Here is a 26,292-nt window from a genome sequence, read left to right as displayed (position 1 = left end):
ATGGTGCACCCAGGAAGATTCGAACTTCCGACCGCTCGGTTCGTAGCCGAGTACTCTATCCAGCTGAGCTATGGGTGCATAGTAAATGGCGGTGAGGGAGGGATTCGAACCCTCGATACAGCTTTTGACCGTATACTCCCTTAGCAGGGGAGCGCCTTCAGCCTCTCGGCCACCTCACCATACGCTTCTTTCGAATTGTGCCTAACTTGCTTTTGAAGAAGCTCATCGGCACTGCGTGGCGCACATATTACTTTCCCGCACTTATAAGTCAAACAATTTTTCCCAACTAGCGTTCATTTGCACAATTCACACGCAACATGACCAGTTTGACGCCAAAAAGAGTGTTTTATCAACAGGCAAGATACTGTTTATTGTGGTGCTATCAGATTGAGAGAAAAACGAAATTATCTTGGTCACCCCATTAAATTGGCCGCGAACAGAAAATTATTACCAGAATAAGAAAACAAAAAGGGAATGAATGGTGAAATACGAGGGGAAATAAACAGCAGTAGCGCCTCGTGTAACACGAGACGCTTCTTCAAAATCAGTAAGTCGTCGGTTGAGACTTTTCTGCTTGGATGCGCTGGTAGATTTCTTCACGGTGAACAGAAACCTCTTTCGGAGCATTTACACCAATTCGAACCTGGTTGCCTTTAACCCCTAATACAGTAACCGTAACCTCATCGCCAATCATGAGTGTTTCACCAACTCGACGAGTCAGAATAAGCATTCTTTGCTCCTTGAAAAATTAAAAGAGTCGGGTCTCTCAGTTTCCCCGCCATTATCCATCATACACCGTGAAAACGTAAGCCATCACATTCACATAAAATGTAAGTAGCTTGGTCAAGTCTCTAACTAATACAAGTTTAGCTGAAGCAAATAACTTTGCGTTTAACTTTGTTTTCGAACTATGACAGGAAAATTGAAAAACGCCATACCCAACATAGAGATATGGCGTATTGATTTAATGAGTCATTACTGACTTATAAACGGGATGCCACCCACGTTTCCACGCTGGCTAATGCTGATGGCAATGCTTGCACATTAGTGCCACCCGCCTGAGCCATATCCGGGCGCCCACCGCCTTTACCACCAACCTGTTGAGCAATATCAGCGATTAATTCACCCGCTTTGACTTTACCTGTCAGGTCTTTAGTTACGCCAACAATTAAACTGACCTTATCATCAACGGTCGTTGCCAGCACAATAATAGCGGAGCCCAGTTGATTTTTAAGATCATCAACCATGGTACGCAACATTTTTGGCTCCACATTATCCAACTGGCTAACTAAAAGTTTCACACCATTGACCAATTTCGCATTGGACGATAATGAGGCACTTTCCTGAGCCGCTTGCTGATCTTTCAACTGCTGAAGTTCACGCTCCAGCATTTTACTACGATCCAGCACCGCTCGGACTTTATCAGCCAGGTTATTAGTATCACCTTTCACCAGGTGAGCAACATCCTGTAGCAGGTCGCTCTGCTGATGCAATAACGCAATAGCACCCTCGCCAGTGACTGCCTCAATACGTCGAATCCCAGCGGCGGTACCTGATTCAGATAGAATACGGAACAGACCAATATCACCGGTGCGGCTGGCATGAATACCACCACATAGCTCGGTTGAGAAATCCCCCATGGTCAAAACTCGCACCTGGTCGTCATATTTCTCACCGAACAGAGCCATAGCGCCTTTTTCTTTCGCCGCATCCAGTTCCATCACTTCAGTTTGGACTGGCATATTACGACGAATTTGCTCGTTAACCATATCTTCTACCTGGCGAATCTGTTCCGGTTTCATTGCCTCAAAATGAGAGAAATCGAAACGCAGGTATTTATCATTCACTAATGAGCCTTTCTGAGCAACGTGGTCGCCCAGTGTCTTACGTAGCGCTGCATGTAATAAATGAGTTGCGGAATGATTCAAGCGAATACGGTTACGTCGTGCGACATCAACCTGAGCATCAATGCTGTGATTAACCCGCAATGTTCCATGAGTTAATTGCCCTAAATGACCGATAGCCTGACCATATTTCTGAGTGTCAGCTACTGCAAAGGTTGCAGTCGCATTTTTCAGCTCGCCTGTATCGCCAACCTGGCCGCCAGACTCACCGTAGAATGGCGTTTGATTCAGGACAACAACCGCTTCTTCACCTTCATGAATTTCATCAACAGCTTCGCCATTGCGGAACAATGCAGTCACTGTGGCCTGCTGATGAACATGGTCATAGCCAGAGAACTGGCTTGCACTATCAACACGGATCAGGTTGTTATAATCGGCACCAAAGCCGCTGGATTCCCGCGCACGACGGCGCTGAGCTTCCATTGCTTGCTCAAAACCGGCTTCATCCACTTTCAGATTACGTTCACGGCAAACATCTGCGGTTAAATCAACCGGGAAGCCGTAGGTGTCGTACAAGCGGAAAGCGGTCTCACCATCGAGGGTATCACCGGTCAATTTATTAAGTTCTTCATCCAACAGAGCTAAGCCGCGCTCTAATGTGCGCGCAAACTGTTCTTCTTCAGTTTTCAGAACCTGCTCAACCATCGCCTGTTGTTGCTTCAACTCATCGGCAGCAGGCCCCATAACAGCAATCAGCGGTGCGACCAGTTTGTAGAAGAAAGTCTCTTTCGCGCCCAACATGTTGCCATGACGGATAGCACGACGAATGATACGGCGCAGAACATAGCCACGATTTTCATTCGACGGAATAACACCATCAGAGATAAGGAAAGCGCAAGAGCGGATATGGTCAGCAATCACTCGCAGCGACTTGCTGGAAAGATCAGTCGCACCGGTAACTTCCGCTACTGCTTTAATCAAATCGCGGAACAGGTCAATCTCATAGTTGGAGTTAACATGTTGTAAAACCGCAGCAATACGCTCAAGCCCCATGCCGGTATCAACCGATGGCTTAGGCAATGGCAGCATAGTGCCATCAGACTGGCGGTTGAACTGCATGAAGACGATATTCCAGATCTCAATATAACGATCGCCGTCCTCTTCTGCCGACCCTGGAGGGCCGCCCCAAATATGGTCGCCGTGGTCAAAGAAAATCTCTGTACATGGACCGCAAGGGCCAGTATCACCCATCTGCCAGAAGTTATCTGATGCAAAGGCACTGCCTTTGTTATCACCAATGCGAATAATACGCTCACGAGGGATACCAATGTCATTGGCCCAGATCTCATAAGCCTCGTCATCGGTTTCGTAAACGGTTACCCACAGTTTTTCTTTCGGTAGATTAAACCACTGTTCGCCAGTTAATAACTCCCAAGCGAAACTGATGGCATCATGTTTGAAGTAATCGCCGAAGCTAAAATTACCTAACATTTCGAAGAAGGTATGATGACGCGCGGTATAGCCTACGTTTTCAAGGTCATTATGCTTACCACCTGCTCGCACACAGCGCTGAGAGGTCGTCGCACGGGAGTATGCCCGTTTATCCAAACCTAAGAAGACATCCTTAAACTGGTTCATCCCGGCATTGGTAAACAACAGCGTAGGGTCATTATTAGGGACCAAAGAGCTGCTTGATACAACCTGATGTCCCTTGCTATGGAAGAAATCGAGAAACGCTTGACGAATCTCAGCGGTGCTCTTGCTCATAATTGTCCCGGAAACAAGCTAAAAGAATAGCCCGCGAGCAAATTGTGTAACCATAAAAGGCAACACAATGGGTAAGCTCACGAACAAAAAGTGGGACTAAGATAAATTTTCTTCGCGGGGAAGTAAAATCCTGTGTGCATTCATTCAACAAAATCATTGTAAATCGACTGAATTTCCTCCTGGAAGAAACCACGATAGAGAAGATAGCGCTGAACTTTAGCTTTCTCTTTCCATTCAATCGGTAAAATTTCACTAAATTTGTGTTGCGCGACCTCTTTTGCCAGCACACTCCAATCTATTTCACTGATTTCAAAAGCAGCTTGAATGAGTTCTTTATCGACACCCTTTTGCATCAATTCAGAACGAATACGCTGTGCACCATATCCTTTACGACTACGGCTATTAATATAGCTGGTAGCAAAGCGGGCATCATCCAGCCAATTATGCTGGTAACAATAAGCAATCACTTGCTCAATAACTTTCGGATCGATATCTACAACGGGTTCGTTATCACTACGGCCTGTTTGCTTCCCCCAATGGCCTTTTGCCGAGAATGGTTGAGATGCGAGCTTGCGGCGTAGTTCTGATTCACTATGGTCACGTTGAGATAGGAGCCTCATCGCACGACTCAGTAGGTCATTCATAAATACCCTTCTTTATTGAAGCTGCAGCCGTGTTAGTTGCTACTCCAATTATGTTAGGCATAGGCATAATTTGAAGCCCCTAAATACACCATCATTAGCTAAAACGGCCCACTGATTAAGTGAGCCGTTTGTTAATGACTAAGTTTGCTAATCGGTCGATGGCCTTACAAATTAAAACTCTTCGCTGGTTTCATCTGCTTCATCAGCAAATGCGGTTGTTGCTACAGCCTGTTCACCATTGCCGCCATTAAGCAGCATTTCACGCAATTTTTTATCCAACTCAGCAGCAACTGCTGGGTTTTCTTTTAAGTAGTTACTGGCATTTGCTTTACCCTGACCAATCTTGTCACCGTTGTAGCTATACCATGCGCCGGCTTTCTCAATCAGTTTGTGCTTAACGCCTAAATCAACCAGTTCGCCGTTAATATTGATACCTTCACCATACAGGATCTGGAATTCAGCTTGTTTAAATGGCGCTGCGATTTTGTTTTTCACCACTTTAACGCGTGTCTCGCTACCAACAACTACATCACCTTCTTTTACTGCACCGATACGGCGAATATCCAAACGTACGGATGCATAAAATTTCAAGGCATTACCACCCGTCGTAGTTTCAGGGTTACCAAACATAACGCCGATTTTCATACGGATCTGGTTGATGAAGATTAATAAGGTATTCGCGTTTTTCAGGTTACCCGCCAGCTTACGCATAGCCTGGCTCATCATACGAGCCGCGAGCCCCATGTGAGAGTCACCGATTTCACCTTCAATTTCAGCTTTTGGTGTTAATGCTGCAACGGAGTCTACAATGATGACATCAACTGCGCCCGAACGAGTCAGCGCATCACAGATTTCCAGTGCTTGCTCGCCGGTATCTGGCTGAGAACACAGCAGGTTATCAATATCTACGCCTAATTTTTTAGCATAAATAGGGTCAAGAGCATGCTCCGCATCGATAAAGGCACAGGTTTTACCTTCGCGCTGTGCGGCAGCAATGACCTGTAAGGTCAGTGTTGTCTTACCGGACGATTCAGGACCATAGATCTCAACAATACGCCCCATTGGCAGACCACCCGCCCCCAATGCGATATCGAGAGAAAGAGAACCGGTAGAGATGGTTTCAACATCCATTGAGCGGTCTTCGCCAAGGCGCATGATAGAGCCTTTGCCGAATTGTTTTTCAATTTGGCCCAGTGCTGCTGCTAACGCCTTTTGTTTATTCTCATCAATAGCCATTTTTACTCCCTCTCTGGGATGCCGGGTTACCCCGTCATCACCACTGAATGTTGTTTTATACCCGTTATACTTCAAGCTGCATGCGCGTTGGCTGCTTTCCCTCACCCGAATCATTGACTGACGTCAACTCATCGAGATTCACTCACTTGCCGCCTTCCTGCAACTCAAATTATTTAGGGTATATGCAAGAAATTACCACTAATTATACTGTACAATCATACAGTATCAAGACTAATTTTATAGAAAATCATCTAAAAGTGTTTGTAGTGCGAAAACAGCCGCTTGCAGTCTTACCTCGTCACGATCGCCAGAAAAAAGTTGTCTTGTTGCACTAATCTGGCCGTCACGCGTAGCAAAAGCAAACCACACGGTGCCCACCGGTTTCTCCGTCGTGCCGCCATCTGGCCCGGCAACTCCGCTTATCGATACCGCGAAGTCCGCATTAGCCGCTCGCAGCGCACCCAATGCCATTTCCCGGACGACAGCTTCACTCACTGCGCCATGCTCGGTCAACGTGCTTTCTTTTACACCCAGTAAATCATGTTTAGCCGCATTGCTGTACGTGACAAAACCACGGTCAAAATAGGCCGAGCTGCCCGCAATATCTGTCAGGGCCTTAGCCACCCAGCCACCCGTACAAGACTCAGCACAAGTAACCCAGGCACCACGATCTTTAAGGTTATTACCGACTACAGCACTGAGCTGACGTAATTGTTCTTCGCGCATTATTGTCCCTACTCGAATGAAGTCTGCCGTCGCCGATAGTAGCACTTCTTTGGGCCGTGACGACAACAGCTGTTCGTTATGCGAAACGCCTCGCAAGGTGTAATGAAAAAAAGCACATTACCGTACAAAGCTTTACCTCAGGGACTCAGCTGTTAGTATCAAAATAAAGAAGATGCGGCTGGCGACATCTGTCGTACCGGTAATTTGCCGGCATGATGAACTAAGGACGTGACAGTGAAAAAAATTCTTAACGCCTTCTTCCCTCTTTATAGCGCCACCGTGCTGATGCTATTGGGTTCAGGTTTATTAACCACCTATATCTCGTTACGGCTGACTGCTATCCATGTCTCTGGCGCATTAATCGGGGCAATCATCGCTGCAAACTATATTGGTTTGGTGATTGGAGGCAAGGTCGGCCACTTCCTGATAGCTCGGGTAGGCCATATCCGTGCCTACGTGGCCTGTGCGGGTATTATTACTGCTGCGGTATTAAGTCATGGCCTTACTGAATATATCCCTGCGTGGGTGGTTCTACGCTTGATAATTGGCCTCTGCATGATGTGCCAGTTTATGGTGTTGGAAAGTTGGCTTAATGATCAAGCAGAGTCTAGCCAGCGCGGTACCGTGTTTGGCTTTTATATGGCGGCAACTTATGCTGGCATGGCATTAGGCCAAGTCGTGTTAATGCTTCAACCTGAACTGGGTTTAAGCACTCTCATGATTATTGCTCTGTTTTTTGCCCTGTGTTTGGTTCCTGTAGCCCTGACCACTCGCAGTAATGCTCAGCAGATGTCACCGGCGCCTATGGAACTGAAATTCTTTATCAACTCCATCCCCAAAATACTGGCCTCGACATTAGTTATCGGCATGATTGTCGGCTCGTTTTATGGTCTGGCACCGGTTTATGCCAGCTTGCAATCACTTTCCACTCAAGAAACCGGCCTGTTCATGGCGTTATCTATTTTTGCCGGATTGGTCGCTCAGTTTCCGCTCAGTTGGTTGTCTGATCGCTATAACCGCACACTCCTGCTGCGTATTAACGCATTATTACTGGCCTTAACAGCACTGCCGCTAGCACTGGTGCCGCATATCTCATTCCATTTTTTATTGGGTTTAGGCTTTATTGTCAGCATGTTGCAGTTCACGCTTTATCCGTTGGTCGTGGCACTAGCCAATGACCTGATTGCACCGGAGCGGCGAGTCTCTTTAGCGGCATGTTTGCTGATGTCATTCGGTGTAGGAGCCAGTATCGGACCACTCGCTGTGGGCGCGCTGATTGCCCCTCTGGGTGGCAATATTCTGTATGCGTTTTTCTCACTCTGCGGCTTAAGTTTGATAGCATTCAGCAGAACAGTTAAGCAGGATCAAGACGAATTTGTTAATGATGCTCCAGTGCCACATATGGCCATACCCGACAGTTTGGTCAGTTCGCCACTCTCCCCGGCACTTAACCCCAGCTTTGATGAACAGTTGATTCACGACATCATGCCCCCGCCAGATCAAGCTGAACCAGTACAAGAACCGGTAGAAAGTTCATAAGAAGAAGAGCCCCAGCAGCAATAGCCCCAATGGCGGCCGGCGTAGAGGCTTTAATACTCGCCCTTGATCTATAGCTACTTTGCTAAATATTGATTAAAAAGGAGTTGAAATGGGTACTGCTTGTTATTTATTCGGCTTTGAATAAAAATACCAACATGAGGTATTTAGCGGGGTAGAGCAATGTCGAGACAAGATGAACAGCGGTTATTGGTGAAAATAGCCACGCTGTATTACACCGAAGGTATGAAGCAGTCCGAAATTGCGGAAAGCCTGCATTTATCCCAGTCATTTGTTTCCCGTGCGATTACCCGTTGTGTTAAAGAGGGGGTGGTTAAAATCAGCGTCATCCAGCCCCCTAATATGTTTATTGGTATCGAATCGCGCATTCAAAAACACTATGGTATCGACCAGGCCATCGTGGTGGATATCGCCGATGACGCCAGCCCATCCCAGATAAAACAAGCTATCGGTTCTGCCGCAGCCCACTATATGCAAACCAGTATTCGCCCAAACGATATGGTCGGTATTTCTTCGTGGAGTAGCACCATTCGAGCAATGGTTGATAACCTTCATCCGCTTAACATCAAAACCAGCGGCGTCATTCAATTATTGGGCGGGGTTGGCCCCAACGGCAATGTGCAAGCCACATTGTTAACCCAGGCACTGGCTAATATTTTGAATTGCCCAGCTTATTTACTGCCCGCACAAAGTATCGAGCGCTCGACCGAAGATCGCGCCCGCCTGATATCAAGCGGCGAAGTCGCTGATGTGGTGAATAAATTTGCTGAAGTTGATCTGGCGTTAGTCGGGATTGGCGATTTGGAGCCATCTCAGCTATTGAAAAACTCCGGTAACTATTACCACGAAGAGATGCTTAAATTACTGGCTGATCGCGGTGCCGTGGGGGATTTGTGTCTGCATTATTTTGATGCGGCGGGGAACGCAGTGCTTAGTGACGAAGAAGATCCGGTGATTGGTATGTCTTTGCCACAATTACGGGCTTGCCCGCGAGTCGTCGCACTGGCCGGAGGGGTAGGGAAAAGTGCCGCCATTCGTGGCGCGCTGACAGGTAACTATATTGATGTATTGATTACCGACAGAATTACCGCCGAGACATTGCTGTAACCATAGGTTTACTTGAAGCCAGAGGTTTACTGAAACTCTAGGTTTACTGAAGCCCTGGATTTAACCGCGCCATCCCTGGTGCGGCATAATTTAAGCACTTAACGCCAACACGCTATTTCGCATGCCAATAGCAATCAACACCCAAGTATTTACTGAATGCTTCTTGCAGCACTTTAGCTGTAGCCGAATGGTTCATCGCCACATGGTGCTCGAAGCCATTATTACAGATATGTGTGAGTAAACTTTCCAGTTGCGGCACTTCTACAACTGCGCGGCAGCCAACGGTATCCAACTCATCACTGACTGAGCGCCCTTCCCCCACATAGGCTCGCACCTGCCCGGTGAAATCGTCTGATGAGAGGCGGAAATAGGTCAATGGGCCAGATTTCATGCGGCCATGAACCGCGCCACAGGTATTCTCACAACCCACAGTTGTTCCGATAATATCCGCAGTGCCCATAGTTGAGCTTTCTAAACTTTCACTGGCAAAGTTACCGCAATGGAATAGCACGCATTTATCTCGTTCTTCGCCAAAGTTATTATTCCAGTCAGCAATCGAAGCCGGTGCCAACGAGCAACTTGCCAGGGCATACATTGATAACGCGCCCATCACATCCACTTCACAGGCACTTGGCATTAATTGCCCGGACATCACACTCATAATGGAGCAAACGTTAATTCCCAGATTCTGTTGTAGCGACGTCCAACACTGCATGGCGGTGGTATCAATATCATTGGCAATAATCCACTCACTGATAACCACAAACAGTTTTGCCATTTTGTGCAGTTTATCTTGTGGAATAGCGCTGGTATCACCATTGGCTTTCAATAACGCCAGTTTTTCACCGACACGAATATCATGGTCACTGAGGTTAGCTACGCGGAAAAATACTTCAGATAGATCAAGGGTCTCAACAGTAATCCCCAAATTCTCTAATAACTTTTCACTGTAACGCACGGTATTAAAGTTAGTTGGGCGCGCGCCAATAGCCCCAACTCTGACGCGTTTCATGGCATGTACCACGCGGCACAGTTGTACAAACTGCTCTACGTCACGGCTGAATATGTCACTGTTTAAGCTGCAAACATGTTGCTGGGTCAATGTGAAGGGAATGCCATATTGGCGCAAATTGTTGCAGAGCGAGATTTTACCGCAGAAGCTGTCACGCCGTGTCGCCAGCCCCATTTTGTCCAGTGCATCTTCTTCTGCTTGCACCAGTACCGGCACTTTAAGGCCAGAGAGACGAATGGCATCAGAGACACTTTTTTCATCGCCGAAGTTAGGCAAAATGACCACCACACCATGAATTTCTTCACTGTGTTTACGGAATAATTCGGCACACACTTTGGCATCGCGCCAGTTTTCCACCCCACCCAGCGGCGTTTGCTCTTCATTCAGCATGATGATGTTGATCCCCAAGCGGTCAAACAGTGCCTGGGCATCGCGGCGTGCATCTGCAACCAAATAACTTGGGAAGAAACCCCGGTTGCCGATAATCACCGCGAAAGTTAACTTACGAGGTATTGCTGACATATGCTTACTCCTGGTTTGGGTTATTTCGGCTGAAAACGCGCACGCGCGATGGCCATTTGCCAGAGGCTATAGTTATCTTGCATCTCCGCACTTTGAGCGCGCGGTTCGATGTATTCCACTTCACGGGGGAGTGCCGCCAGTTGCTGGCTATCCTGCCACCAGCCCAAGGTTTTCCCCCCTAAATAAGCCGCCCCCAATGCCGACACTTCTGCGGTATGGTTGCGTATCAGGGGGCGCTGCAACAAATCGGCCTGAAATTGCATCAACCAGCGGTTACTGGTTGCGCCGCCATCCACCCGCAGTTGCTCAAGGCGATGATGACCGGCCCGCTCCATGGCAAAAAAGACATCCGCTATTTGGTAGGCGACGGATTCCAACCCGGCACGGGCCAGAACTGCGGGTGTAGTTGCATCAGTGAGGCCGCAGAACAAGCCGCGAGCTTGACTGTCCCAATAGGGGGCACCCAAACCTGATAATGCCGGGACAAAATAGACCCCTTGATTACCCGGCTGGCTTTGCGCCATTTCAGTCAGGCGAGCTAAGTCAGTCACCCCCAACATGCGCGAAACCCACGCCACACCAGAACCGGTATGAGTGATGTTGCCTTCAAGGGCGTAACGTAATTCACCGTCATGCCAGGCAATCGTGGTGCTTAAGCCGTGACTCTGCGCACTGGCTTGTTTCACGGTGGTCATCAAAGATGAACCGGTGCCGTAGGTGGCTTTGATTTCGCCAGCACGGTCACCGCCCTGCCCATAGAGCGCAGCATGCGAATCACCAATTTGCGCCACAATCGGTATCCCCTGACTCAAGCCAGTGATACCCATATTGCCGGTGTGCCCATGAACCGCCGCCGAAGGTAAAACCGCAGGCAGACAAAGGCTGGGAATGCCAAAGAGCGCCAACAGGTCTGGATCCCATTGACCAGAATGAATATTAAACAGTTGAGTACGGGCGGCATTGGAAAAATCAGTCGAGAAACTCTCGCCGCCACTGAGCTGCCAGGTGAGCCAGCAATCGATAGTGCCAACACATAATTCGCCGTGGGCCGCACGCTCGACACCTTGTGGGATTTCCGCCAACATGCCGTGAACTTTGGCCGCAGGAAACAAGGGGTCAATCTGCAATCCGGTACGTTCAGCTATCATTGCCGCTTCCGGTAACTGACTCAGCGCCTGGCAGAAAGCCTCCGAGCGGCGACACTGCCAACTGACCACTCGAGTCAGAGGTATTCCTGTCTCCCGCTCCCAAATAAGCACCGATTCGCGTTGATTACTGATAGCAATACCGGCAACCCGTACCCCAGCCAACTGGCTCAAACAGCCTTCTATGGCTAAAGAAACTGCCTGCCAGATAGCCAGCGGATCTTGCTCCGCCCAGCCGGGCCTCGGATGCTCCAACAACAGCGGCACCGAGGCCTTCGCCAGAATTTGCCCAGCGGCATCCACCGCAATGGCTTTGGCGTTGGTGGTTCCTTCATCAATGGCCAAAATAATCGGCGTCGGCATGATTACTCTCCCCGACAAAACCGCAGAGCACGAGCCACAATGCCTGCTACATCAAAACCATGATAAGCACGCATTTCTGCCCGGTCGGCTGCAATTGCGTAACCGCCATCAGGAATACCGAGTCTCACCAATGGAATGCCACTGCCTGCTTCGGACAGCACTTCAGCCACCAGACTGCCCACACCGCCATTAATATTGTGCTCTTCGATGGTTATCACCCGTTGGCTGTTTTTGAGGATGGTTAACAGCTTTTGAGTATCACATGGGCGAATCGAAGAAACGTTGACCACCGCAGCAGAAACGTTGTTATCTGCCAGTATCGCTGCTGCGCTAACAGCCTCATGAACTGTAGAACCCATTGCTACCAGAGTAATATCCTGACCTTCCTGCAAAACATCAATTTGGCCGGGAACGAATTGGTAGTGCTCATCATGCAGTGGCGGTAAAGATTTACCGTCGAGACGGATATAAACCGGCCCAATATGCGCCAGAGCATAATCAATTATCTGGCGGCACTCTTGCGGGTCGGAGGGGGCATAAATCTCAATATTGCCAAAGCCACGTAGAATGGCGATATCGTCAATACAGTGGTGAGTACTCGCCAACGGCCCATAGCTGGCTCCTGAGTTCAAACCAAACAGTTTTACATTGCTATTGTTGTAGCAAACATCGATTTTGAGCTGTTCGTTGGAGCGCGAAATCAGGAAGGGCGCGGCATTACAGGTTACAGCCACTTTTCCGCCCATGGATAACCCTACCGCCGTGCCCACCATCGCCTGCTCGGCAATCCCGACATTCACCACCCGGTCGGGGAAACGGGCCATAAACGGCCCAATTTTCGCCGTCGAAGTGGAGTCAGCGACAACAGGTACCAGATCCACCCCGTTATCCACGGCTTTAATAAACTGCTCAACCATCACTGCGGCCAAATGTTCTGCATTACTCATCGCTCAATTCCTCCAGCGCCAGATCAATTTCAGCACCTTTCGGCACCCGGTGGTGCCACTCCACGCGCCCTTGAATAAAGGAGATACCGGCACCTTTTTCGGTGTTGGCAATCACCACGTTGGGTTTACCGTTCGCTGGTAATCCCTCCAATGTGTCCACCACGGATTGCATATCATTGCCCTGACATTCAGTGACTTGTAGGCCAAATGCCCGCCACTTATCCGCCAACGGATCGGTGTTCATAATGGATTTGGTCGTACCTGCCAGTTGGAGTTTGTTTTTGTCATTAATGATTATCAGGTTGTCTAACTGATAGTGAGCAGCCACTAACGCAGCTTCCCAGTTACTGCCTTCGGCCAGTTCACCATCACCGGTCAGTACAAATACCCGACGTTTGCTGTTAGCTCGTTTTGCTGCCAGTGCAATCCCCACAGCCACCGGTAAGCCGTGGCCCAAAGCACCGGTATTTAATTCAATACCTGGAGTTTTATGTTTGACGGGGTGCCCAGGGAGATGTGAATTGGCGTGCTGATAAGTCGCCAACCACGCTTCGGGGAAATATCCTGCTTCAGCCAGACAGCAGTAATAGCCGCCGACTGCATGACCCTTAGACTGGACATAGATATCGCGCTCAGGATCGGTAAGCCGCTCTGGCGCACAATTGAGGATGCGAAAATAGAGTGCAGTCAGAATCTCTACTTGCGAAAGATCAGCGCCGGTATGCCCCCCTGCGGGGCTGTTCGCATTAAGCAGGACGATGCGGCGACGGATGGCCCGTGCCTTTTTCACCAGCTCATCGACTGACAGTGAATACGGATTCATGACATTACCTCTCTTAAATTTTATCGGTAATTGAATTTTTACTCATTACCGAATATTTATTCTTGATGATGCTAAAAAATAGCTTTCATCAAGCCTGTCCGGAAATCGCCCTCCGGCGTGACATCTTCGTGTTCTGTAACCAATAGGCAGCAACAGCCTGTTTCGCCTATTCTTTATGCTTGTTCGCTCTTCCCAGCTTGCGCCACCACAGTGGACTTTTGCGAGACAATCGCTGCTTTGTGCTGCATCCGGTTCTGCATCTGGTCAATAATGACCGCCACTATAATCACGATACCTTTAATCACCATTTGCCAGAATTCGCTCACCCCCATCATCACCAAACCGTCAGCCAGAATGCCGATAACAAAGGCACCAATCAGCGTACCGAGAATAGTGCCCCGGCCTCCGGCCAGAGAAGTCCCACCCAGCACCACGGCGGCAATGGCATTCATCTCAAAACCACTGCCGTTGGCTGGGTGGCTGGCCACCAACTGAGCAGAAACAATGATCCCGGCAATGGCTGCGCAGAAGCCCGATATGGTGTAGACCCACACTTTGACCTGCCGCACTTTAACGCCAGAAAGCTCTGCGGCTCGTTCGTTATCACCAATGGCATACACATGGCGGCCAAAGGGCAGACGGCGGGCAACATAAGCAATAACCAGTGCCAGAATAAACATGATCCAGATGGCAATCGGCAAGCCCAGCAAGGTGCCAGACCCCAACAGGTCAAAGCCGGTATTACCCAGTTGTGGATTCCCTTGTAAGCCGGGGAAGGTTTCACCACCGGAAATCAGCATCGCCGCACCGCGCACCACATACATGGTGCCGAGGGTGCAGATAAACGGGGCAACGTTATAGCGGGTAATGATCCAACCATTAATCGCGCCAATCAGTGCTCCGATAACCAATACCACCGGAACCACTACCCAGACGCTCGGGAAGATCGCAATACCAAACATCGGTAAAACAATACCTTGAGTGATCATCCAACCCGCAATCATGCCGCACAGCCCCAAGGTTGCCCCGATAGAAAGGTCAATCCCTGCGGTGATAATGACAAAAGTAATACCCAACGCGAGGAAGGCATTGATCGCAATATGCTTAACCATAATGATCAAGCTACCGGTCGCTAAAAACCCCGGAACCATGACAGAGAAGAAACCCAGGATCAGGAACAGGGCAATAAAGGTGCGCATCTTGAGCAGAAGCAGCAGCATATTTTCCCGTGACCACGACGCCCCACCACTCTGGTGACTCGCCAACGCAGTGCCAGTTGTTGCTTTCATCATTCAAACCCTTGTGCGCTTGCCGTAACCAATGCCGATTCATTGGCGGACTGACGGGAAACATTCGCGGTCAGCTTGCCGTTCGACATCACCAGAATGCGGTCTGATACCGCCATAATTTCTTTCAGATCTGAGGTGGAAAACAGAATGCCGATCCCCTGCTCAGAGAGTTTCACCATCATTTCAAACACATCCGCTTTCGCACCAACATCAATGCCCCGTGTCGGTTCATCCAGCAGCAAAATGTTCGGACTGGTCAGTAATGAGCGCCCAATGACGACTTTTTGCTGATTACCGCCACTGAGCGCCTGAATTTCCACTTCAGGTGAAGAGACTTTGATAGACAGGTCGCCAATCACCGAGGCAACCACCTGTGATTCACTCTCCTGCCAGATGGCGAAGCGGTGTTTTAACCGACGCCATAAGCTGGAAATGGTCAGGTTATTAGCCACCGATGACACCGGAAAAATACCGGTTTTTTTGCGATCTTCCGGCACTAAACTCATGCCAAGGCGGATGCGCTCTGCGGTTGAGGTTTTGGCACTAATGGCGGTGCCATTGAGCCGAATGGTGCCGAGATAGCTCTGTTGCGTGCCCAGCAGGCATTCGAACAGTTCAGTGCGCCCAGCTCCCATCAACCCATAAATACCGACGATTTCACCAGCACGCACTTGCAGCGAGACTTGATTCACCACGGTATTACCGGATTCATTGATTAAAGTGACGTTATCGACTTCCATCATTGGTGCACCGAAAGTCCGGTCGGGATGAAGGAAACTGGAAACCGGATCACTGCCCAGCATTTCACGCACAATCCACGGTACATCAATATCTTTGACGGCGGCTTCCGCCTGAAAACGGCCATCGCGCAGGATAGTGATATAGTCACCAATCGCCATCAGCTCTTCCAACCGATGCGAAATGTAGACGATAGAGACGCCCTGACGCGTCAGTTCACGAATCACCCGGAACAAAATATCGACTTCAGTTTTGCTCAGCGCCGAAGTTGGCTCATCCAAAATCAAAATATCTGCCTGCTCAGCCAGAGCCTTAGCAATTTCAATCAATTGCTGCTGACCGACTTTCAGGTTCGACACCATTTCTTTGGGTGAAATAGCCTGATCAAGACGTGCCATCAGTTGTTCGGCAATCAATTCCTGCGCCGCCTGATTAATGGGTTTCAAACCTTGCTGAATCTCACGTCCCAGAAAGATATTTTCCGCAACATTGAGATTTTCTGACAAATTCAGTTCCTGATGCACCATGCCGATACCCAGTGCTGCCGCTTCACGGGTATTGGCAATGGTCACCGGCTGCTCGTTGAGGTAAATCTGGCCGGAAGTTTGCTGCTGCACCCCCGCCAGAATCTTCATCAGAGTGGATTTCCCCGCACCATTTTCACCAATAATCACATTCACTTTGCCGCGATATACACGGTAATTGACGGCATCTAACGCCAATGTGCCGGGAAAACGCATCGAAACATCCTCAGCACGCATGATAATGTCAGGTCGGTGGTCCATTAGCGGCTCTCCTTATTCAAACTGAGCGGCACCGCATTGCTCAAGCCGGTAGGGGCTACCGTCACTGCAGCTAATACTTCAACTTGCTGGCCGACCCAACTGGCATCGGGTTTGGTCACATCCTGTAAAGCGCGTTTGCTTAATGCCTTAGAGAGCTGGGCATATTGCACCTGATTTTTAAAATCTTCGAAGCGGATAAAGGTCGATGCATCACGAATAGCATTGCCTTTGACGATAGGCCCCAATTGCAGCACTTGCTCATCGCCCTCGACTGCCACTCTTATTGCCCCTTCCCGCCCTTCTGTTGCTACCGCCACCACTTTGCCGTTGAAGCGAACAAAATGACTTTGACTATTTTTCCCTGTTGCTGGCTGATTCTGTTGTTTCACTTGCTGCCAACTGAGCGCATTGCTGTTGGCAAATGGCATCACTTTGCTCACCCAAATGGTGGAGGCGACTTTATCCGGTGGTTGGTTATAGTCGCTGACCACCGCATTCGGATCGGCCGGCAGAATCGGCTTGCCGTTTTCATCCAAATCCACCACGGTGCAAGCTACCAACACAGTGCTGATAACTAACAAACCGCCCGCTTTCGATAGGGCACTGAACCACATACTGCCTCCTGTCAGGAGGGGCTGGTGCGCCCCTCATTGCCTTTTAAATGCGCGTGTTAGCAAACCTTGCTTAAGGCATTACTCTTTCAGCGCAAAGACATTCAGGTTTTTGGCATTGTTTTCATCAATCAATACGCAGTCCATCAACTGTTTTTCTTCCTGCCCGGTAGAGCCGGTTTTCAGATATTTATCAGCTTGAACCACCGCCATCTGGGCTTGTGCCCAACCTGGCTGAAGTACAGTGGCTTTGATATTGCCTTTATTGATGATGGAGTCGCGAACATAGTCGCTACCGTCAAACCCAACTACAATCACATCATTGCGCCCTGCTGCTTTTAATGCGGCTTCAGCGCCTAACGCCATAGTGTCGTTACCCGAAATCACTCCGGTAATATCCGGATTAGCCTGCAAAATGGACTCCATACGATTGAAGGCTTCAGTCTGGCTCCAGTTTGCAGTCTGTTGAGCGACCATCTTCATGTCGCTATGTTCGTCGATCACGTCGTGATAACCCTGTGAACGCACGTGTGCGTTGGTATCCGATTCGCGGCCGAGTAATTCAACATATTTGCCTTTGCCCCCCATCAGGACGACAAACTTCTCAGCACCGAGCTGTGCGCCCTGATAGTTGTTGGACACGATTTGTGAAACGGCAATGCCGGTTTCATTGATTTCGCGGTCAATCAGGAAGGTGGGAATACCTGCGGCTTTGGCTTTTTTCAATGGCCCGATAGTGGCATCCGATCCGGCATTATCCAGAATGATCGCCTTGGCTTTACGGGCGATAGCGGTTTCCAGTAGTTGGTTCTGTTTGTTCACATCATCATCATGAGACGCCACCAATACGGTGTATCCCAGCTCCGTCGCTTTGGCTTTGGCACCTTCAGCTTCCGCCTTGAAAAACGGGTTATCGTGGGATGGGGTGATAATGGCGATCAGGCCGTTACTGGCTGCACCAGCAACACCCGCCATTGAGATCAATGCTGCGGTAAGACAGGATTTCAGTAGGGTATTTTTCATTATTTTTCTCCGCATTGAATATATATTCACTATTAAATTTATATTCAATCTAATAATACAAACGCCCCACGGCTTGTCCAACATGAGAGCAAGGAAAGTAGAAGCCGGTCACAAATTAGTCGATTGGGAGAGCGGAAGCATAAGAATAGAGGTGGAAAAATCGTACCTTGGCATGGGCCAAAAATTGACATATGCTAAGGCATAGGCCAAAAGCTAAGAGGATAAATAATGGATAGAGTCGCGAAGTTATTTAAAAATGGTAGAAATCAAGCAGTTAGGTTGCCTGTCGAATTCGAGTTCGATACCGATAAAGTCTACATTCGCCGTGATGAGAATGGGAATGTAATCTTATCCAAGCAACCGGCTAAACCTGACAACTGGGACCATCTGCTTCAACTCATTAATAAAACACGCGTACCTACTGATTTCCTTAGCATTGATGAACGTCAGCAAGGTACAGCAAGCCGTGATCCATTCGACGGAATAGAGTAATGCCAATGTACATGCTTGATACAAATACAGTGAGCCATCTATTTCGACGCCACCCTAATGTTTTGATAAACATACAACAGGTGAAACCTTCTGATGTCTGTATCTCCAGTATTACAGAAGCTGAATTGCTCTACGGAATAGCAAAACGTCAAAGTAAAACACTAAAAGCAACAGTAGCAGCCTTTCTGGACTCGGTGACCTTGCAAGCCTGGGATAGTGAAGCAGCAGAATGCTATGGCAAACTACGTGCAAAAATGGAAAAGAAAGGACATGTTATGGGGGCGCTGGATCAATTGATTGCAGCTCATGCACTAAGCCTTGGGGCCATTTTAGTGACAAACGATAAAGCTTTTTCAATGGCTCCAGCCCTCTCAATAGAAGACTGGACTAAAGAAAGGCAAAGTTGATATATCAATAACAAAATCCATCTTATTAACATGGACATATTCTCTAGCGATATAACTCAACCATTGGCGGTCGGCCAGTGTCCCACCATCATCCTGCCAGCACCATCGATAAGTGCGGAAAATGAGATCCACCCTTTATAAAGAGGGTGGAGCCATCGCCTCGCAGCGACAATCTATAGTAAAATTCTTGTTAAAGTCATACTAAAAAATATCGGCTTGGTTCTTCTATCGATTGTTTCTGTTATCGAACACTTTCGCTAACTGATGTTGAATGTGAGAAAAATATGTCAAACAAACCGTTCCACTATCAGGATCCCTTCCCGTTAAAGGAAGACGATACTGAGTATTACCTTGTCAGTAATAACCATGTTTCGGTCGCACAGTTTGAAGGTCACGACATCCTAAAAGTCGAACCTGAAGCCCTGACCCTCCTCGCCCAACATGCTTTCCACGATGCCTCATTCCTGCTCCGCCCCGCTCACCAAAAACAAGTTGCTGCCATTTTGGATGACCCGGAAGCCAGCGAAAACGATAAGTATGTTGCCCTGCAATTCCTGCGCAATTCTGAAATCTCAGCCAAAGGGATTTTACCGACCTGTCAGGATACCGGCACTGCTATTATCGTGGGTAAAAAAGGCCAGCGCGTCTGGACCGGCGGGAATGATGCCGAAGCCCTGTCACGCGGTGTATATAACACGTTCATTGAAGACAATCTGCGCTACTCACAAAACGCGGCGCTGGATATGTACCAAGAAGTGAATACCGGCACCAACCTGCCAGCGCAAATCGACCTGTACAGCACTGAGGGGGAAGATTATAAATTCTTATTCGTCACCAAAGGTGGCGGCTCAGCCAACAAAACCTATCTGTATCAGGAAACCAAGGCTCTGCTCTCTCCGGGTAAGCTGAAAGACTATCTGGTTGAGAAAATGCGCACCTTGGGTACGGCTGCCTGCCCGCCGTATCATATCGCCTTTGTCATTGGCGGCACCTCGGCTGAAAGCACGCTCAAAACCGTGAAGCTGGCCTCCACCAAGTATTACGATGGTCTGCCAACCGAAGGCAATGAGCACGGGCAAGCTTTCCGTGATATCCAACTGGAGCAAGAACTGCTGGAAGCCGCACAGGATTTAGGTCTGGGCGCGCAATTTGGCGGTAAATATTTTGCTCATGATGTGCGGGTGGTGCGTTTGCCGCGTCACGGAGCCTCCTGCCCAGTCGGCATGGGGGTTTCCTGCTCTGCTGACCGGAATATCAAAGGTAAAATTAACCGCAAAGGTATCTGGCTGGAGAAATTGGAGCAAAATCCGGGAAAATATATCCCTGAGCACCTGCGCCATAGCACTGAAGGCAAAGTGGTTAAAATCGACCTTAACCGCCCGATGGCCGATATCTTAAAAGAGCTGTCACAGTATCCGGTATCAACCCGCCTGTCGCTGACCGGCACTATTATTGTTGGCCGTGATATTGCTCATGCCAAATTAAAAGAACGGCTGGATAACGGCGAAGGTTTACCGCAATACATTAAAGATCATCCGATCTACTACGCAGGGCCAGCGAAAACCCCGGAAGGTTATGCTTCTGGTTCACTTGGCCCCACCACCGCAGGGCGCATGGATTCTTATGTTGATCTGCTGCAATCCCACGGCGGCAGCATGATCATGTTGGCAAAAGGCAACCGCAGCCAGCAAGTCACCGATGCCTGCCACAAGCACGGCGGTTTCTATCTGGGCAGCATTGGCGGCCCCGCAGCCGTCCTGGCGCAAAACAGTATCAAGAGCTTGGAATGTGTGGAGTACCCTGAGCTGGGTATGGAAGCCATCTGGAAAATTGAAGTCGAAGATTTCCCAGCCTTTATTCTGGTAGATGATAAAGGCAACGATTTCTTCCAACAGATCCAGGCATCAAAATGTAACCGTTGCGGTTAATATCGCAATCCGACCTCGGTAATTTTGCCGAGGTCGGATCGATTACAGGTAACAGATAAAAAGCAGATAAATATTTGCATATTTTTTAAGCACTCCACTGGTGCAATTTATTAACCTCCGCCTCCCAATTCCATACATCCACCCTCGATAATTTCACCGCGTGACGCTTCTTCACCCGCAGTTAGCGCTTGCAGATGAATGGGCCATTTTCGTGCAACCGAAAGCCCTGATTTAGTGCAATGAGTTTCAATTTTACTATTTGATTTTTATTGAAAATTCTTCGTTGACAATAACTCTGAATGCTTTTTATAGTGACCCTGACTTCTCCGCAAGAACGCCAACGTTGTCGGCTTGTGGTTATGGCAATAGAGCCCTCGCAATGTCATCTGACTTTGCCGGGCTTTTTTTTTGGCTTTTTTTCAGACTCACTTTTTTAACCAATGCCAGGGGTACTTATGTCAGGAATAAAATGGTCCAAAATTAAGTGTCATCACACCACTCTCTCCATCGCGCTGGCTGCGGCATTTGCCGTGACCTACTCAGGAATGACGATGGCGGCAGAGAAACCGGTAAAAATTGGTTTGTTGGAAGATGCATCCGGTAACTTTGCCTTACCGGTGATCCCCAAAATTCATGCCACAGAACTTGCTGTAGAAGAGATTAATGCCAAAGGCGGCATACTCGGACGCCCAATCGAGTTGGTCAAATACGATACGCAATCCGATAACACCCGCTTCCAACAAATGGCACGTCGCTTAATTAAAAATGACAAAGTGGATGTGATCTTCGGGGCGTTTTCCAGTGCCTCACGCGAAGCTATCCGCCCAATAATGGATCGCGAAAAGCAGCTCTATTGGTATAACAATCAGTATGAAGGCGGCGTGTGTGACTCCAATGTTTTCGTCACCGGTGCAGTGCCTGAACAGCAGTTCTCAACCTTGATCCCGTGGATGATGGAGAAGTACGGCAAAAAAGTTTATACCATTGCCGCTGATTATAATTTCGGTCAAATCTCAGCCGAGTGGGTGCGCAAAATTGTGGAAGAAAATGGCGGCACTATGGTCGGTGAGGAGTTTATCCCGCTAAGTGTCTCGCAATTTGGCCAAACCATTCAAAATATCCAGAAAGCCAAACCTGATTTCGTCATGACTTTGTTGGTCGGAGCCAACCAATCCTCCTATTACGAGCAGCAAGCCGCGGCAAAACTGAATTTGCCAATGGGTAGCTCTGTTAACGTCGGCCAGGCTTATGAGCACAAGCGCTTTAAAGCTCCGGCGCTGAAAGATATGTATATCACCGCTAACTACATTGAAGAAGTAGATAGCCCTGCCAGTAATGATTTCAAACAGCGTTTCCACGCCAAATTCCCGAATGAGCCTTACATCAATCAGGAAGCGGCCAATGCCTATGACGCGGTTTATCTGTACAAAGCCGCGGTAGAAAAAGCGGGCAGCACCGATATGGATGCTGTGCGTAAATCACTGGAAAGCGGCGATATCTGCACTGACGGCCCTTCAGGGAAAGTCTGTATCGATCCGAAAAGCCATCATTTGAGTCATACCATCTATCTGGCTCATGTGAAGGACGACCACTCGATCGAGATCCCGAAAGTGTGGACTGATATCAAACCCTATTGGTTGGGTGAAGCCGGTTGTAACTTGCCGGTGAAACCGGATAACAGCCAATACACGCCATCGTCTCCGCCAAAAAAGGCCTAAACCTGGCTAATGACAAAGCTAGATAGCTTGATGAGTGAAGGGTTGACCGCACCTCGGGGCGCTCCGGTGGCTTACGCCACTACGACCCCAGCGGCACGGTTCCCCTTCATTTGACTTTGTCAGCAGTTTGAACGGCCTATTTTATAGGGAAGGCACCGCTTGAGCGGGCTTCCCTGTGTTATCCATTTTCAATGGTGTCAATCAGGACACCAGGGATTGCCAAACGATGTTAACGCTATCCTTTCTCTATTCGGTGATTTATCAGTTTGGCGATAACTTCGCCTATCTGGTGCTGGCAGCACTAGGGCTGGCGGTTATTTTTGGCATGATGGGGGTTATCAATCTGGCACACGGCGAATTCATTATGTGTGGCGCTTATGTCACCATTTTAATGAATAAAGCTGGCCTGCCACTCCCCTTCGCCATGCTGGCCGGTAGCCTGGCGGCGGCGTTCTTCGGCGGTGTCGTCGAGCGCCTGGTCGTCCGTCATCTCTATGGTCGCTTATATGATTCGGTGGTGGCGACCTGGGCTATCAGCTTGATTGTGCAACAAAGTATGTTGCTGATCGCCGGCCCGTCACTGGAGGGGCTGTCCACGCCTTTCGGCTCTTTCACCCTCGGCGAATACTCTTTTGCCACCTACCGTGCATTACTGCCCTTCTTCGCCATTGCCATCTTGATGGTGCTCTATTGGCTGTTTTTCCACACCAATTACGGCGTCTGCGCCAGAGCTACCATTCAAAATGCCCGCATGGCTTCCTGTTTGGGCCTGGAAACTGATCGTATTTATACCCTGACATTCGCGCTGGGTGCAGGACTAGCGGGATTAGCCGGGGCCATTTATGCCCCGACCCTAACCGCCGTTCCCACCATGGGCAGCAGTTTTATTGTTCAGGCTTTTGTTTCGGTGGTCGTTGGTGGCGCAAATGTCCTTGTTGGCACCATTCCTGCAGCGATTGCATTAGGCGCAATACAAACCGGGCTGAATTCCTGGTATGGGCAGTTGGCCGGACAAATTGGCTTACTGGTCACCGCCGTATTGGTTATCCGCCTATTGCCAAACGGTGTTGGCAGCCTGTTTACCCGTAACCGCTAGGAGCTGCATGTGACAACAACTTCTCTTAATTTATCGGCGGCAAAACAACGTACGCCATCGACAACCCGGCTGGCCGCATTGCTCATTCTGGTGGGCGCACTCGCGCTGCCATTGGTGGTCGATAGCGCGATGATCGGCGACCTTTCCTACTTCCTGCTGTGGACCTTCTGTGCCATCGGATTAGCAGCAATGTGGGGGCATGGTGGCATTTTATCTTTCGGGCAGACCGCGTTCTTTGGTCTTGCCGGTTATACCTACGGCGTGATGACGCTGAACTTCGGCGACGGGGTACTCTCCACCTGGTCGGGCTTGATCATGGCACTGCTGGTGGCGGCGGCTGTCGCGGCGGCGCTGGGTTATCTGATGTTTTACGGCGGCGTGACCGGCATTTTTATCGGCATTGTTACCTTGTCTTTCACTCTGGTATTGGAAACCTTTATGTCGCAGACCGCTGGCCCCCAGTGGGCAATCGGCAGCGCGCGACTGAATGGGTTTAATGGCATGTCAGGTATGCCACCGCTCTCTTTACCGTGGTTCGGCGGCGAATTACTGACTCTGGAAGGCAATGCCTTTTATTACCTGATCATCCTGTTACTCGCGGGAGTTTACTGGGCTGTGCGGCGGCTATTGCGCTCTAATTTTGGCCTGACGCTGGCCTCTATTCGTGAGAATCCGCGTCGGGCAGAGATGCTCGGTATTGATATTCGCCGCTACCAATTGCTGGTGTTCGTACTCGGCGGCGTGCTCTCCGGTTTATCCGGCGCGCTGTATACCTTGTGGGGTTCATATATCACGCCATCTTCCATGGGGCTGACCGCCGCCGCTATGCCGGTTATCTGGGTGGCGACCGCCGGGCGTAAAAACATCTTTGGTACCGTGGTTATCACCGCCCTGCTGGTGTGGTTATCCCAATGGTTGGCTATCTATGGCAGCGAATACGCCATGATCCTGCTCGGCGCTATTCTGTTGTTCGTGGTGCTGGCCGCCCCGAATGGCTTATTGCCCTGGCTGGCAGAAAAAATCACCCGCTGGTCGAAAAAAGGGGAAGCGCTATGAATCAGGCAGCTCAAGATTTGATCCTCGAAACCCGTGGGCTGAGCAAGCGCTTTGGCGGTATTCAGGTTATCAATCAAGTTGATTTGCAAATCCGTCGCGGTGAAGTGCGTTGCGTCATTGGCCCGAACGGTGCGGGTAAAAGTACCTTTTTCAAATTGCTGACCGGCGAACATACGCCAAGCGACGGGGATATCCGTTTCTTCAATCGGCGGCTGAATACTTTAGCTCCCTTCCAGCGCATCCGCATGGGCATGAGTATTAAGTTTCAGATTCCCGGCATCTTCCCTGAACTGACTGTCGAGCAACATTTGCAGTTATCACTCAGTCATTTACGCCCAGAGGTTAGCTCGCAAGCGGTCAGCGTCGATGAGCTATTAGAGCGCTTTAAGCTCAGCGGCGAATACCACCAACTGGCGGGGAACTTATCCCACGGCAAGAAACAGTGGCTGGAAATTGCTATGGCGGTGTCGCTGCAACCCACGCTGTTAATGCTCGATGAACCGGTAGCAGGCTTATCTATCGATGAAACTTATCTCACCGGCGAGCTTATCAAGCAGATGCAAGCTGATGGTCTGACATTGATGGTGGTGGAACACGACATGACATTCGTGCGGCAAATTGCCTCGCAGGTCACTGTCCTCCACGGCGGGCAAGTTTTTGCCGACGGTAATGCCGCCGAGGTGCTGGCGCGTGAGGATGTGGCAGATATCTATTTGGGGAAAGCGGTATGAATAACGTGGTCTTACAAATAGCAGGGCTAACCGGGGGATATGGCGGTGGACAGGTGCTTAATGGCGTCACTCTGCAACTGCACGCGGCGGAAGTATTGGGGTTGATAGGCCGCAATGGGGTAGGGAAAACCACCTTAATGCGCACCTTGATTGGCGCAGTTCCGGCGCAACAAGGCCACATTTTGTTGGGCGAAATTGATATCACCCAAGCCTCGCCGCAGCGCCGCGCCCGACTGGGGATGGGTTACGTCCCGCAAGGACGAGAGGTATTCGCGGGCCTAACGGTGGCGGAGAACCTGCAAGTTGGGATGCAATTTGTTCGTGAACACCGCGAGTTTGCCAAAGACTTACTTGAACGAGTACTGGATTATTTCCCGATCTTGCGCCAAAGACTCAAACAAAAAGCCGGCACCATGAGTGGCGGCGAACAGCAACAGTTGGCTATCGCCAGAGCCTTGGTTGGCTCGCCAAAAGTATTACTACTGGATGAACCTTCTGAAGGTGTTCAGCCCTCTATCGTCAATATTATTGCCGATACCCTGGTGCGCATTGCCCGCGAGCTTCATGTCGCGGTGATTCTGGTTGAACAGGATATCGCCATGATCCAGCGGGCCGCACAACGTTGTGCGGTGATGGATAAAGGCCAGGTAGTGGAAATCCTTTCACAACAACAACTTTCTGATGATCTTTTAATGCGCCGCCATCTGGCTTTGTAACCGGATGCC

At 49.5% G+C, this 26,292-nt stretch carries 23 protein-coding genes and 2 tRNA genes; 10 read left to right on the top strand and 15 right to left on the bottom strand.

Annotation, left to right across the window (positions count from 1 at the left end; all coding sequences use genetic code 11):
* Position 1: 1 nt before the first annotated feature.
* The 7 genes from HU019_RS07930 to pncC form a co-directional block, all read right to left on the bottom strand.
* Positions 2–78 (bottom strand) — tRNA-Arg (locus tag HU019_RS07930).
* Positions 79–86: 8 nt separating this feature from the next.
* Positions 87–179, bottom strand: a tRNA-Ser gene (locus tag HU019_RS07925).
* Positions 180–544: 365 nt separating this feature from the next.
* Positions 545–730 carry a carbon storage regulator CsrA gene (gene csrA / locus HU019_RS07920; RefSeq protein WP_002209449.1) on the bottom strand — a complete coding sequence of 62 codons (186 nt, stop codon included), beginning with the start codon at positions 728–730 and terminating at the stop codon, positions 545–547.
* 253 nt (positions 731–983) lie between these two features.
* Positions 984–3,611, bottom strand: a complete 2,628-nt coding sequence (alaS, locus tag HU019_RS07915; protein ID WP_174848975.1) for an alanine--tRNA ligase — start codon at positions 3,609–3,611, stop codon at positions 984–986.
* Positions 3,612–3,751: 140 nt separating this feature from the next.
* Positions 3,752–4,255, bottom strand: coding sequence for a recombination regulator RecX (gene recX, locus HU019_RS07910; RefSeq protein WP_174848976.1), 504 nt, complete (start codon positions 4,253–4,255; stop codon positions 3,752–3,754).
* A gap of 171 nt (positions 4,256–4,426) precedes the next feature.
* Positions 4,427–5,491, bottom strand: a complete 1,065-nt coding sequence (gene recA, locus HU019_RS07905; RefSeq protein WP_174848977.1) for a recombinase RecA — start codon at positions 5,489–5,491, stop codon at positions 4,427–4,429.
* Positions 5,492–5,728: 237 nt separating this feature from the next.
* Positions 5,729–6,217: a nicotinamide-nucleotide amidase gene (pncC, locus tag HU019_RS07900; protein ID WP_174848978.1), complete on the bottom strand. Its 489-nt coding sequence runs from the start codon at positions 6,215–6,217 to the stop codon at positions 5,729–5,731.
* Between the two features lie 234 nt (positions 6,218–6,451).
* Between pncC and HU019_RS07895 the strand changes: the two genes are divergently transcribed.
* Together HU019_RS07895 and HU019_RS07890 are read left to right on the top strand one after the other, a co-directional pair.
* On the top strand, positions 6,452–7,756 hold the full coding sequence (locus HU019_RS07895) for an MFS transporter (RefSeq protein ID WP_174848979.1): 1,305 nt from the start codon (positions 6,452–6,454) through the stop codon (positions 7,754–7,756).
* Between the two features lie 180 nt (positions 7,757–7,936).
* Complete coding sequence (locus tag HU019_RS07890; protein ID WP_174848980.1) at positions 7,937–8,881, top strand: sugar-binding transcriptional regulator; 945 nt, start codon at positions 7,937–7,939, stop codon at positions 8,879–8,881.
* 112 nt (positions 8,882–8,993) lie between these two features.
* On the opposite strand, the gene HU019_RS07885 is transcribed toward HU019_RS07890, so the two are convergent.
* The 8 genes from HU019_RS07885 to HU019_RS07850 all read right to left on the bottom strand — a co-directional run bounded on the left by HU019_RS07885 (position 8,994) and on the right by HU019_RS07850 (position 18,139).
* Entirely contained in the window at positions 8,994–10,415 is a 1,422-nt protein-coding gene (locus HU019_RS07885) for an L-fucose/L-arabinose isomerase family protein (protein ID WP_174848981.1), read from the bottom strand.
* 20 nt (positions 10,416–10,435) lie between these two features.
* Positions 10,436–11,923, bottom strand: coding sequence for an FGGY family carbohydrate kinase (locus tag HU019_RS07880; RefSeq protein ID WP_174848982.1), 1,488 nt, complete (start codon positions 11,921–11,923; stop codon positions 10,436–10,438).
* A 2-nt stretch (positions 11,924–11,925) separates the two neighbouring features.
* Positions 11,926–12,870: a transketolase family protein gene (locus HU019_RS07875; RefSeq protein WP_174848983.1), complete on the bottom strand. Its 945-nt coding sequence runs from the start codon at positions 12,868–12,870 to the stop codon at positions 11,926–11,928.
* Complete coding sequence (locus tag HU019_RS07870) at positions 12,863–13,693, bottom strand: transketolase (protein WP_174848984.1); 831 nt, start codon at positions 13,691–13,693, stop codon at positions 12,863–12,865. Before HU019_RS07870 ends, HU019_RS07875 begins: the two co-directional genes overlap by 8 nt.
* A gap of 173 nt (positions 13,694–13,866) precedes the next feature.
* Positions 13,867–14,982, bottom strand: coding sequence for an ABC transporter permease (locus HU019_RS07865; RefSeq protein WP_407083956.1), 1,116 nt, complete (start codon positions 14,980–14,982; stop codon positions 13,867–13,869).
* Complete coding sequence (locus HU019_RS07860; RefSeq protein ID WP_174848986.1) at positions 14,982–16,505, bottom strand: sugar ABC transporter ATP-binding protein; 1,524 nt, start codon at positions 16,503–16,505, stop codon at positions 14,982–14,984. Before HU019_RS07860 ends, HU019_RS07865 begins: the two co-directional genes overlap by 1 nt.
* Positions 16,505–17,119 carry a DUF2291 family protein gene (locus HU019_RS07855; protein WP_174848987.1) on the bottom strand — a complete coding sequence of 205 codons (615 nt, stop codon included), beginning with the start codon at positions 17,117–17,119 and terminating at the stop codon, positions 16,505–16,507. Before HU019_RS07855 ends, HU019_RS07860 begins: the two co-directional genes overlap by 1 nt.
* Positions 17,120–17,197: 78 nt before the next feature.
* Positions 17,198–18,139 carry a D-ribose ABC transporter substrate-binding protein gene (locus HU019_RS07850; RefSeq protein ID WP_019080371.1) on the bottom strand — a complete coding sequence of 314 codons (942 nt, stop codon included), beginning with the start codon at positions 18,137–18,139 and terminating at the stop codon, positions 17,198–17,200.
* A gap of 228 nt (positions 18,140–18,367) precedes the next feature.
* Between HU019_RS07850 and HU019_RS07845 the strand changes: the two genes are divergently transcribed.
* The 8 genes from HU019_RS07845 (at position 18,368) to HU019_RS07810 (ending at position 26,283) form a co-directional block, all read left to right on the top strand.
* A complete protein-coding gene (locus HU019_RS07845; protein ID WP_174848988.1) occupies positions 18,368–18,631 on the top strand; it encodes an antitoxin in 264 nt (87 codons plus the stop codon).
* Between the two features lie 5 nt (positions 18,632–18,636).
* A complete protein-coding gene (locus tag HU019_RS07840) occupies positions 18,637–19,038 on the top strand; it encodes a type II toxin-antitoxin system VapC family toxin (RefSeq protein ID WP_174849023.1) in 402 nt (133 codons plus the stop codon).
* Positions 19,039–19,322: 284 nt separating this feature from the next.
* Positions 19,323–20,966 (top strand): class I fumarate hydratase FumA, encoded by a 1,644-nt coding sequence (fumA, locus tag HU019_RS07835; RefSeq protein WP_046051525.1) that lies wholly within the window; start codon positions 19,323–19,325, stop codon positions 20,964–20,966.
* A gap of 551 nt (positions 20,967–21,517) precedes the next feature.
* Entirely contained in the window at positions 21,518–22,684 is a 1,167-nt protein-coding gene (locus tag HU019_RS07830) for an urea ABC transporter substrate-binding protein (protein ID WP_080991544.1), read from the top strand.
* A gap of 226 nt (positions 22,685–22,910) precedes the next feature.
* Positions 22,911–23,780: an ABC transporter permease subunit gene (locus HU019_RS07825; protein ID WP_019080393.1), complete on the top strand. Its 870-nt coding sequence runs from the start codon at positions 22,911–22,913 to the stop codon at positions 23,778–23,780.
* Between the two features lie 9 nt (positions 23,781–23,789).
* Positions 23,790–24,836, top strand: a complete 1,047-nt coding sequence (locus HU019_RS07820) for an ABC transporter permease subunit (protein WP_174848989.1) — start codon at positions 23,790–23,792, stop codon at positions 24,834–24,836.
* On the top strand, positions 24,833–25,567 hold the full coding sequence (locus tag HU019_RS07815) for an ABC transporter ATP-binding protein (RefSeq protein WP_174848990.1): 735 nt from the start codon (positions 24,833–24,835) through the stop codon (positions 25,565–25,567). Before HU019_RS07820 ends, HU019_RS07815 begins: the two co-directional genes overlap by 4 nt.
* Positions 25,564–26,283 carry an ABC transporter ATP-binding protein gene (locus HU019_RS07810; RefSeq protein ID WP_174848991.1) on the top strand — a complete coding sequence of 240 codons (720 nt, stop codon included), beginning with the start codon at positions 25,564–25,566 and terminating at the stop codon, positions 26,281–26,283. The genes HU019_RS07815 and HU019_RS07810 overlap by 4 nt, the downstream gene beginning before the upstream one ends.
* The last annotated feature ends 9 nt before the right edge of the window (positions 26,284–26,292 follow it).

It is taken from the genome of Yersinia artesiana (assembly GCF_902726545.1).
In the GTDB taxonomy this organism is placed as follows: Bacteria; Pseudomonadota; Gammaproteobacteria; order Enterobacterales; family Enterobacteriaceae; genus Yersinia; species Yersinia artesiana.
Note: the sequence above shows the minus strand (reverse complement) of the source record. Positions and strands in the feature narration are given on the sequence as shown.

Coding starts and splice junctions, on each gene's coding strand:
- csrA (WP_002209449.1), bottom strand. CDS start 730: ATGCTTATTCTGACTCGTCGAGTTGGTGAAACACTCATGATTGGCGAT.
- alaS (WP_174848975.1), bottom strand. CDS start 3,611: ATGAGCAAGAGCACCGCTGAGATTCGTCAAGCGTTTCTCGATTTCTTC.
- recX (WP_174848976.1), bottom strand. CDS start 4,255: ATGAATGACCTACTGAGTCGTGCGATGAGGCTCCTATCTCAACGTGAC.
- recA (WP_174848977.1), bottom strand. CDS start 5,491: ATGGCTATTGATGAGAATAAACAAAAGGCGTTAGCAGCAGCACTGGGC.
- pncC (WP_174848978.1), bottom strand. CDS start 6,217: ATGCGCGAAGAACAATTACGTCAGCTCAGTGCTGTAGTCGGTAATAAC.
- HU019_RS07890 (WP_174848980.1), top strand. CDS start 7,937: ATGTCGAGACAAGATGAACAGCGGTTATTGGTGAAAATAGCCACGCTG.
- HU019_RS07885 (WP_174848981.1), bottom strand. CDS start 10,415: ATGTCAGCAATACCTCGTAAGTTAACTTTCGCGGTGATTATCGGCAAC.
- HU019_RS07880 (WP_174848982.1), bottom strand. CDS start 11,923: ATGCCGACGCCGATTATTTTGGCCATTGATGAAGGAACCACCAACGCC.
- HU019_RS07875 (WP_174848983.1), bottom strand. CDS start 12,870: ATGAGTAATGCAGAACATTTGGCCGCAGTGATGGTTGAGCAGTTTATT.
- HU019_RS07870 (WP_174848984.1), bottom strand. CDS start 13,693: ATGAATCCGTATTCACTGTCAGTCGATGAGCTGGTGAAAAAGGCACGG.
- HU019_RS07865 (WP_407083956.1), bottom strand. CDS start 14,982: ATGAAAGCAACAACTGGCACTGCGTTGGCGAGTCACCAGAGTGGTGGG.
- HU019_RS07860 (WP_174848986.1), bottom strand. CDS start 16,505: ATGGACCACCGACCTGACATTATCATGCGTGCTGAGGATGTTTCGATG.
- HU019_RS07855 (WP_174848987.1), bottom strand. CDS start 17,119: ATGTGGTTCAGTGCCCTATCGAAAGCGGGCGGTTTGTTAGTTATCAGC.
- HU019_RS07850 (WP_019080371.1), bottom strand. CDS start 18,139: ATGAAAAATACCCTACTGAAATCCTGTCTTACCGCAGCATTGATCTCA.
- HU019_RS07845 (WP_174848988.1), top strand. CDS start 18,368: ATGGATAGAGTCGCGAAGTTATTTAAAAATGGTAGAAATCAAGCAGTT.
- HU019_RS07840 (WP_174849023.1), top strand. CDS start 18,637: ATGTACATGCTTGATACAAATACAGTGAGCCATCTATTTCGACGCCAC.
- fumA (WP_046051525.1), top strand. CDS start 19,323: ATGTCAAACAAACCGTTCCACTATCAGGATCCCTTCCCGTTAAAGGAA.
- HU019_RS07830 (WP_080991544.1), top strand. CDS start 21,518: ATGGCGGCAGAGAAACCGGTAAAAATTGGTTTGTTGGAAGATGCATCC.
- HU019_RS07825 (WP_019080393.1), top strand. CDS start 22,911: ATGTTAACGCTATCCTTTCTCTATTCGGTGATTTATCAGTTTGGCGAT.
- HU019_RS07815 (WP_174848990.1), top strand. CDS start 24,833: ATGAATCAGGCAGCTCAAGATTTGATCCTCGAAACCCGTGGGCTGAGC.
- HU019_RS07810 (WP_174848991.1), top strand. CDS start 25,564: ATGAATAACGTGGTCTTACAAATAGCAGGGCTAACCGGGGGATATGGC.